The 9,099-nt window shown below is 67.5% G+C and carries 7 protein-coding genes and 1 pseudogene; 4 read left to right on the forward strand and 4 right to left on the reverse strand.

The window, feature by feature from the left end; translation table 11 throughout:
* The 4 genes from KPL57_RS62505 to KPL57_RS62520 all read right to left on the reverse strand — a co-directional run.
* On the reverse strand, positions 1-201 hold a 201-nt coding region (locus KPL57_RS62505), incomplete at its 3' end, for a hypothetical protein (protein ID WP_226359138.1).
* 989 nt (positions 202-1,190) lie between these two features.
* A complete protein-coding gene (locus KPL57_RS62510; protein ID WP_226359139.1) occupies positions 1,191-2,609 on the reverse strand; it encodes a protein rep in 1,419 nt (472 codons plus the stop codon).
* 353 nt (positions 2,610-2,962) lie between these two features.
* Positions 2,963-4,114, reverse strand: a complete 1,152-nt coding sequence (locus KPL57_RS62515; RefSeq protein ID WP_226359140.1) for a hypothetical protein — start codon at positions 4,112-4,114, stop codon at positions 2,963-2,965.
* The gene (locus KPL57_RS62520; protein ID WP_226359141.1) at positions 4,111-4,500 is read right to left on the reverse strand and encodes a hypothetical protein; all 390 of its coding nucleotides are present in this window, start codon (positions 4,498-4,500) and stop codon (positions 4,111-4,113) included. The genes KPL57_RS62515 and KPL57_RS62520 overlap by 4 nt, the downstream gene beginning before the upstream one ends.
* Before the next feature lie 768 nt (positions 4,501-5,268).
* Here KPL57_RS62520 and KPL57_RS62525 point away from each other — a divergent pair.
* The 4 genes and pseudogenes from KPL57_RS62525 (at position 5,269) to KPL57_RS62540 (ending at position 7,907) form a co-directional block, all read left to right on the forward strand.
* Positions 5,269-5,802 (forward strand): FtsK/SpoIIIE domain-containing protein, encoded by a 534-nt coding sequence (locus KPL57_RS62525; RefSeq protein ID WP_226359142.1) that lies wholly within the window; start codon positions 5,269-5,271, stop codon positions 5,800-5,802.
* The gene (locus tag KPL57_RS62530; RefSeq protein WP_226359143.1) at positions 5,766-6,137 is read left to right on the forward strand and encodes a hypothetical protein; all 372 of its coding nucleotides are present in this window, start codon (positions 5,766-5,768) and stop codon (positions 6,135-6,137) included. Before KPL57_RS62525 ends, KPL57_RS62530 begins: the two co-directional genes overlap by 37 nt.
* 640 nt (positions 6,138-6,777) lie before the next feature.
* Positions 6,778-7,098, forward strand: a pseudogene (locus KPL57_RS73575) (protein rep); the annotation flags it as partial.
* A gap of 308 nt (positions 7,099-7,406) precedes the next feature.
* Positions 7,407-7,907 carry a hypothetical protein gene (locus KPL57_RS62540; protein WP_226359144.1) on the forward strand — a complete coding sequence of 167 codons (501 nt, stop codon included), beginning with the start codon at positions 7,407-7,409 and terminating at the stop codon, positions 7,905-7,907.
* Positions 7,908-9,099 lie beyond the last annotated feature (1,192 nt).

Raw genomic sequence — 9,099 nt, forward strand, 5'->3', positions numbered from 1 at the left:
CTTTGGCGCAATGGCAGTCAGTGACACACTTGCGTACATGACCGACTTAACCCTGAAGAGCGAGCCGCACTTGACTCCCTCGTGCCACCCAACCAGCAGACAGGCAAGACGCACGACGACCTCGTCACCGCCGCCCGGACAACCTGGCAGCGCCGCACCGAAAACTCCGACCTCGGCGGCCTCGTCCTCGGAGCGCTCCACCGAGACGTCAAGTCCTGGCGCATCGTCGAGTACGCCACCGGTATCCCCGCTGCCACCGCCCGCCGATGGGCCATCCCGCCCGCCCCAGCCGACACCCAAGAGCAGCCTCCGGCAGCCCCTCCGGGGAGGACCTCCGCTCCCGCAGCAGCCGAACGCCCCTCACCCGAGCACGGGGAGAGATAGAGGGAGCGGCTCCGGGTGGGGCTGCGCCCACGTCGGCCCCACAGGGCATCAGGGCGCCGCAGGTGCCCGCAAGCTTAAGCAGACAAGCCATCCCGACCCCAGGCATGTTGCGGGCACCTGCGACCCCCTGACGGCGCTCCGCGCGCCGACGTGACCGCAGCCCCACCCTCCAAGCCACAGCTGCGGTGTCGTCGTATCGACGACCACCCGAACGTCAACCACCCGTTGACGCCCGCGTTTTCGTTAAGAAAACGCCTAACTTGCTGCGCGGTGAACCGGCACCAGACGGTCGACGGCAAGCCGACCCGGACCGCACCCCGCCCCCGGCGGGGAGGACCGGAAGCGGCGCGGCAGCACCCGATCCGTCCGCACGAAACCTCGCACCCGACCGACGGTCATCGGTGGATGCATAGGTCCTGTCGCCTGTAGAGCGGCGACACCGCCGACAGGACAATCCCGCTAGACAGCGCTAGACACCGGTCGCCTTGAGCCGACCCAACTCAAGGCTCGACAGCCCACCACATCCATGCATCATCTGATGATCGCCGGGCCGGGTGCCGGTTGCGTGCGGACGTACGCAACGAGGTCCACACCGAGAGTCAAGGCTCACGACATCGTCAATGAGTCATTGACATCAGCGCGCCAAAGATCATCTTGGACGCACTGAGGGGCCTTGAAGCGGCTTTGAAGCGGCTTTGAAGCGGCGTTGACGCGGCGTTGACGCGGCTCTGCGATCGTCGACGACCGACTTCGCGGTGTGACCTGCGGAAACGCTGGTCTCGGTGGGTGGGGTGGCGCCCGACACCTCAACCACCCTGCTTCGCTTGACGGCCGGTCGAGGTGTCGGGCGCCACCCCACCCACCTCAGCAATTCTCGATCTTGAGTCAGGGCTGGGGTCCTGACCTGATCGTTGCTCAGTGAACCGTTGCTCGGCGAACCGGTGTGTGGTGAACCAGCGTCGGCGTGCTCGGCGCTGCTCGGGGTCCTCGGCTGCCAGGGCTGCCTTGAGCCAGCCGAACGGTTGTCGCTCGGGTGGATCGTCGAGTTGCACGGCGCGTTCGGTGGTGTCGGTCTCGAACTCGAAGTCCAGACCCCGGGCGTCGAGCCAGGCGTGCGCGGCGGGGACACCGCCGTGGCGGGTCGCGAGCAGGAGGTCTTCGGCCTCGGGATAGACCTTGCGCCACGTCCGTGCAGGTAGAACCGCTGCGAGTTCGCCTCCGGCGTTCTCCTCGGCGATGGTCTCGTCGTCGATCTCCTCCAGCTTGCACTTGGCCTTGAGCCCGTTGGACCAGACCAGCTGCTGCATCCCCTTCGAGCCTTGCTCCCACTCCTGCCACAGCGCGATGTCACGTTCGTCGCCGGTCTCCAGGGCGTCAGCGAGGATCTCGAACGGGGTCCGTGACCCGTTCTTCCCCTGCTTCCAGCGGCCCCCGACGGTCTCGAACGCCAGCTTGGAGATGTACTTGGCCATCTTCTCCAGCGCCCCGGTCCCGACCCGGACATCGACCCCGTGCTCGAACGAGGCGGTGAAGCCCGACTTCGCCAACCCGGCGGTCCAGAGCTTGTAGATCGTCGCGACCAGCTCCGGGACCCGCGGGCTCACATCGGCCGGGAAGATCAACAATGCGTGGATGTGCAGATGCCACCCGTTCGCGTCTGTCCTGGTCGAGTCGATGCCGCGTACGTAGTCCATGCCCAGCAGCTGCTTGAGCTCCTGCCAGGCCCGCGCCTTGGTCAGGTGCCGCCACGCCCGGGTCAACGCACGGCGGACCTCCCGCAGGCTGTGAGCTTTGTGATGGCTCATCGTCAAGCTGAGCAGCGCGACCGATCCGCCCCGCTCAGCGTTCCAGTTGATCAAGTGCTGGAGCTCTTTCGCCCGCTTGGCGCTGATCTTCGCCGAGCAGACCGGGCAGTCCCAGACGCTCCCACATGTCACCAGGCCGCCGAACCCGGCCGTGCCCGGCTCGCCGCCCGTGCCCGGGGTGTGATGCAGCGACACCTCACCTCCGGTGTTGATCGAGACCCGGCCACACCGCGCGACCCGCGGCAGCGTCGTGATCTTCGCAAGCTTCCGTCGAGCAGCGTACTTCTCCCGGAACGCCTGATCCTGACGCTCCCGGAACTCCCTCGCAAGATCATGCCTGTGGTCCTGACCTGCAGTGAAGGCACTTATCGCGTCGTTACCAAGCGGGGCGCCTGCGGCGCCCCCGGACGGGCCGCTCACGCCAGCGGAAACACCCTCAGGCACGCCAACGAGCGGGCCCGCAGACCCGCTTACGCCTCCGGCGACGCGGCCCCGCGACCCGCTCCCGGGCACCACAGAAGAACCGGAGACACCCCCGGACACAGGAGAAAAAAGAGAGAGACCGGCAGCACCTGCCGAGCGCGACACACCCGCACCAACCGGGACCCGGGTCTTGGCTGACGCGACAAGGGGCTCTACCCTGAGGGCTTCAAGCGCTGCAGTCATTCGAGGGACCCGTTCTTGTGAGGGCCGCTCGTACTGGCATCCAGAGGTCGTAACTCCGGATCGCCCTGCGGCGCTTGATCATGTTCCAAACCAGAACCTGGCCTATCTCAGGCCGCAACAGGGCCGCGACTCGCCGAGGACGCCCGGATTTTCTCCGCGTAATCGGCGTAAGAGCCGACATGCGGAGCGCGGAACCGGGTCAGCGGAGCGCCCGGCACCGACAACAGACCCACGCCCGGTAGGGCGCTGACGTGGGCTTCTGCGACATCCCGGGCCGCTCCCGGGTGCAGAAGCTCGACCGCCGCCGGGTTGTCGCTGCGGAAGCTGACCTTCACCGAGCACTGAGCCCGCTCAAACGCCCCCATCAACGCCGCCTCCGCCCGCTGCACCACCAGCACCACCCGGACACCGGCCTTCGCGCCCTCCGCCAACAGACGCCCAATCAACGCCCGCACCCGGCGCCCGGCGTCCTTCGACACCGCATCGGTGGCCCGGTAGAGACCGACCAGCTCCTCGAACACCACCAGCCGTAACGGCTCAGCCTCCGACACCGCCAGAGTGTCCCGACCCGCCGGGAGCCCGGCGATGCGGGCATCCATGTCAACGACCAGCCGCGTCAACAACGCCTCATGAGCATCGATGTCCGCGAGCCCAGAGACCTGCCACGGCGCGTGCCGAGACCCAGCGAACGGCCGCCACAACAGACCCGTCGGGTCACACCCCGCGACCGTGACCAGCGGACTCGACGCGAGCTGGCCCAGGAAGCCGTAGACGAACCGGGACTTCCCCGACCGCGTCACGCCCTGGATCGCCATATGCGCCTCCGACGCCCAGTCACGCACCAGGTCACGGCCCTGCTCGTCACGACCCAGCAGCACCGGGACCTGCACCAGCGCTAGAGAGTCCTCAACCGGGGCCGCGAACGGGTCCGACGGGACCAACTCGATCCGGGCGAACACGTCCCCACGCTGCTCCACCCGCAGACCGAACGCACCCAGATGCGGAGCAAGACGATCCGCCACCTGCTCCACATCCCTGACCAAATGCCCCGGCAACAGCCGGACCATCAACACCGTCGGCGGCCCCAACACAATCTGCACCACCTCCGGCGTCACCACCGTCAACCCCGACGCCGTCTCCACCCGCACACACAAGCCCGCGCCCTCACACGCACGACGCCAGGCACACCAGAGCGCATCCGCCTCCCGCGCATCCGCCTGACGCTCCTGACGACGCGACCACGAACTACGCCACGTCATGCCGCGTCCTGCTTCCGACTCTGACCCCGGACGCCCTCAGCGGTCCAACGCGGCGGCGTGAGCTGACCGGTCTTGCGCGACAGGTAGCCCGGCGACACCAGCAGACCCTCGAAGACCACCGGCTGACCGAACGGCCCCGGCTCCGGCCGGGCATGGCTCGCGACCGTCACCGTGATCACCTCGGTGCGATCACGCTCATCGCCCTCCACCGCAGGAGTCACGACCTCGACACGCCACAACGGACGACCATCCGCGCTGGACTCCTGACGACCCGACGGGTCCGGACGCCGAGAACCATCCGACAACTCAACCCACACCTGCACCGGCGACACCGCACCCGTGCTGATCATCACCGCACGCTCCGCGTCCACTGGGTAGTTACGCATTTCAGCTCCACCTTCCGCAGCATTCCGACACGATCAAGTCTAATCTAACTGTCAGTAGATTAGACTTGATCGTGTCGGAATGCTGCGGAAGGTGGAGCTGAAATGCGTAACTACCCAGTGGACGCGGAGCGTGCGGTGATGATCAGCACGGGTGCGGTGTCGCCGGTGCAGGTGTGGGTTGAGTTGTCGGATGGTTCTCGGCGTCCGGACCCGTCGGGTCGTCAGGAGTCCAGCGCGGATGGTCGTCCGTTGTGGCGTGTCGAGGTCGTGACTCCTGCGGTGGAGGGCGATGAGCGTGATCGCACCGAGGTGATCACGGTGACGGTCGCGAGCCATGCCCGGCCGGAGCCGGGCCGTTCGGTCAGCCGGTGGTCTTCGAGGGTCTGCTGGTGTCGCCGGGCTACCTGTCGCGCAAGACCGGTCAGCTCACGCCGCCGCGTTGGACCGCTGAGGGCGTCCGGGGTCAGAGTCGGAAGCAGGACGCGGCATGACGTGGCGTAGTTCGTGGTCGCGTCGTCAGGAGCGTCAGGCGGATGCGCGGGAGGCGGATGCGCTCTGGTGTGCCTGGCGTCGTGCGTGTGAGGGCGCGGGCTTGTGTGTGCGGGTGGAGACGGCGTCGGGGTTGACGGTGGTGACGCCGGAGGTGGTGCAGATTGTGTTGGGGCCGCCGACGGTGTTGATGGTCCGGCTGTTGCCGGGCATTTGGTCAGGGATGTGGAGCAGGTGGCGGATCGTCTTGCTCCGCATCTGGGTGCGTTCGGTCTGCGGGTGGAGCAGCGTGGGGACGTGTTCGCCCGGATCGAGTTGGTCCCGTCGGACCCGTTCGCGGCCCCGGTTGAGGACTCTCTAGCGCTGGTGCAGGTCCCGGTGCTGCTGGGTCGTGACGAGCAGGGCCGTGACCTGGTGCGTGACTGGGCGTCGGAGGCGCATATGGCGATCCAGGGCGTGACGCGGTCGGGGAAGTCCCGGTTCGTCTACGGCTTCCTGGGCCAGCTCGCGTCGAGTCCGCTGGTCACGGTCGCGGGGTGTGACCCGACGGGTCTGTTGTGGCGGCCGTTCGCTGGGTCTCGGCACGCGCCGTGGCAGGTCTCTGGGCTCGCGGACATCGATGCTCATGAGGCGTTGTTGACGCGGCTGGTCGTTGACATGGATGCCCGCATCGCCGGGCTCCCGGCGGGTCGGGACACTCTGGCGGTGTCGGAGGCTGAGCCGTTACGGCTGGTGGTGTTCGAGGAGCTGGTCGGTCTCTACGGGCCACCGATGCGGTGTCGAAGGACGCCGGGCGCCGGGTGCGGGCGTTGATTGGGCGTCTGTTGGCGGAGGGCGCGAAGGCCGGTGTCCGGGTGGTGCTGGTGGTGCAGCGGGCGGAGGCGGCGTTGATGGGGGCGTTTGAGCGGGCTCAGTGCTCGGTGAAGGTCAGCTTCCGCAGCGACAACCCGGCGGCGGTCGAGCTTCTGCACCCGGGAGCGGCCCGGGATGTCGCAGAAGCCCACGTCAGCGCCCTACCGGGCGTGGGTCTGTTGTCGGTGCCGGGCGCTCCGCTGACCCGGTTCCGCGCTCCGCATGTCGGCTCTTACGCCGATTACGCGGAGAAAATCCGGGCGTCCTCGGCGAGTCGCGGCCCTGTTGCGGCCTGAGATAGGCCAGGTTCTGGTTTGGAACATGATCAAGCGCCGCAGGGCGATCCGGAGTTACGACCTCTGGATGCCAGTACGAGCGGCCCTCACAAGAACGGGTCCCTCGAATGACTGCAGCGCTTGAAGCCCTCAGGGTAGAGCCCCTTGTCGCGTCAGCCAAGACCCGGGTCCCGGTTGGTGCGGGTGTGTCGCGCTCGGCAGGTGCTGCCGGTCTCTCTCTTTTTCTCCTGTGTCCGGGGGTGTCTCCGGTTCTTCTGTGGTGCCCGGGAGCGGGTCGCGGGGCCGCGTCGCCGGAGGCGTAAGCGGGTCTGCGGGCCCGCTCGTTGGCGTGCCTGAGGGTGTTTCCGCTGGCGTGAGCGGCCCGTCCGGGGGCGCCGCAGGCGCCCCGCTTGGTAACGACGCGATAAGTGCCTTCACTGCAGGTCAGGACCACAGGCATGATCTTGCGAGGGAGTTCCGGGAGCGTCAGGATCAGGCGTTCCGGGAGAAGTACGCTGCTCGACGGAAGCTTGCGAAGATCACGACGCTGCCGCGGGTCGCGCGGTGTGGCCGGGTCTCGATCAACACCGGAGGTGAGGTGTCGCTGCATCACACCCCGGGCACGGGCGGCGAGCCGGGCACGGCCGGGTTCGGCGGCCTGGTGACATGTGGGAGCGTCTGGGACTGCCCGGTCTGCTCGGCGAAGATCAGCGCCAAGCGGGCGAAAGAGCTCCAGCACTTGATCAACTGGAACGCTGAGCGGGGCGGATCGGTCGCGCTGCTCAGCTTGACGATGAGCCATCACAAAGCTCACAGCCTGCGGGAGGTCCGCCGTGCGTTGACCCGGGCGTGGCGGCACCTGACCAAGGCGCGGGCCTGGCAGGAGCTCAAGCAGCTGCTGGGCATGGACTACGTACGCGGCATCGACTCGACCAGGACAGACGCGAACGGGTGGCATCTGCACATCCACGCATTGTTGATCTTCCCGGCCGATGTGAGCCCGCGGGTCCCGGAGCTGGTCGCGACGATCTACAAGCTCTGGACCGCCGGGTTGGCGAAGTCGGGCTTCACCGCCTCGTTCGAGCACGGGGTCGATGTCCGGGTCGGGACCGGGGCGCTGGAGAAGATGGCCAAGTACATCTCCAAGCTGGCGTTCGAGACCGTCGGGGGCCGCTGGAAGCAGGGAAGAACGGGTCACGGACCCCGTTCGAGATCCTCGCTGACGCCCTGGAGACCGGCGACGAACGTGACATCGCGCTGTGGCAGGAGTGGGAGCAAGGCTCGAAGGGGATGCAGCAGCTGGTCTGGTCCAACGGGCTCAAGGCCAAGTGCAAGCTGGAGGAGATCGACGACGAGACCATCGCCGAGGAGAACGCCGGAGGCGAACTCGCAGCGGTTCTACCTGCACGGACGTGGCGCAAGGTCTATCCCGAGGCCGAAGACCTCCTGCTCGCGACCCGCCACGGCGGTGTCCCCGCCGCGCACGCCTGGCTCGACGCCCGGGGTCTGGACTTCGAGTTCGAGACCGACACCACCGAACGCGCCGTGCAACTCGACGATCCACCCGAGCGACAACCGTTCGGCTGGCTCAAGGCAGCCCTGGCAGCCGAGGACCCCGAGCAGCGCCGAGCACGCCGACGCTGGTTCACCACACACCGGTTCGCCGAGCAACGGTTCACTGAGCAACGATCAGGTCAGGACCCCAGCCCTGACTCAAGATCGAGAATTGCTGAGGTGGGTGGGGTGGCGCCCGACACCTCGACCGGCCGTCAAGCGAAGCAGGGTGGTTGAGGTGTCGGGCGCCACCCCACCCACCGAGACCAGCGTTTCCGCAGGTCACACCGCGAAGTCGGTCGTCGACGATCGCAGAGCCGCGTCAACGCCGCGTCAACGCCGCTTCAAAGCCGCTTCAAAGCCGCTTCAAGGCCCCTCAGTGCGTCCAAGATGATCTTGGCGCGCTGATGTCAATGACTCATTGACGATGTCGTGAGCCTTGACTCTCGGTGTGGACCTCGTTGCGTACGTCCGCACGCAACCGGCACCCGGCCCGGCGATCATCAGATGATGCATGGATGTGGTGGGCTGTCGAGCCTTGAGTTGGGTCGGCTCAAGGCGACCGGTGTCTAGCGCTGTCTAGCGGGATTGTCCTGTCGGCGGTGTCGCCGCTCTACAGGCGACAGGACCTATGCATCCACCGATGACCGTCGGTCGGGTGCGAGGTTTCGTGCGGACGGATCGGGTGCTGCCGCGCCGCTTCCGGTCCTCCCCGCCGGGGGCGGGGTGCGGTCCGGGTCGGCTTGCCGTCGACCGTCTGGTGCCGGTTCACCGCGCAGCAAGTTAGGCGTTTTCTTAACGAAAACGCGGGCGTCAACGGGTGGTTGACGTTCGGGTGGTCGTCGATACGACGACACCGCAGCTGTGGCTTGGAGGGTGGGGCTGCGGTCACGTCGGCGCGCGGAGCGCCGTCAGGGGGTCGCAGGTGCCCGCAACATGCCTGGGGTCGGGATGGCTTGTCTGCTTAAGCTTGCGGGCACCTGCGGCGCCCTGATGCCCTGTGGGGCCGACGTGGGCGCAGCCCCACCCGGAGCCGCTCCCTCTATCTCTCCCCGTGCCGGGTGAGGGCGTTCGGCTGCTGCGGGAGCGGAGGTCCTCCCCGGAGGGGCTGCCGGAGGCTGCTCTTGGGTGTCGGCTGGGGCGGGCGGGATGGCCCATCGGCGGGCGGTGGCAGCGGGGATACCGGTGGCGTACTCGACGATGCGCCAGGACTTGACGTCTCGGTGGAGCGCTCCGAGGACGAGGCCGCCGAGGTCGGAGTTTTCGGTGCGGCGCTGCCAGGTTGTCCGGGCGGCGGTGACGAGGTCGTCGTGCGTCTTGCCTGTCTGCTGGTGGGTGCACGAGGGAGTCAAGTGCGGCTCGCTCTTCAGGGGTTAAGTCGCGTCATGTACGCAAGTGTGTCACGGACTGCCATTGCGCCAAAGTGACT

The organism is Pseudonocardia sp. ICBG601 (assembly GCF_020496245.1).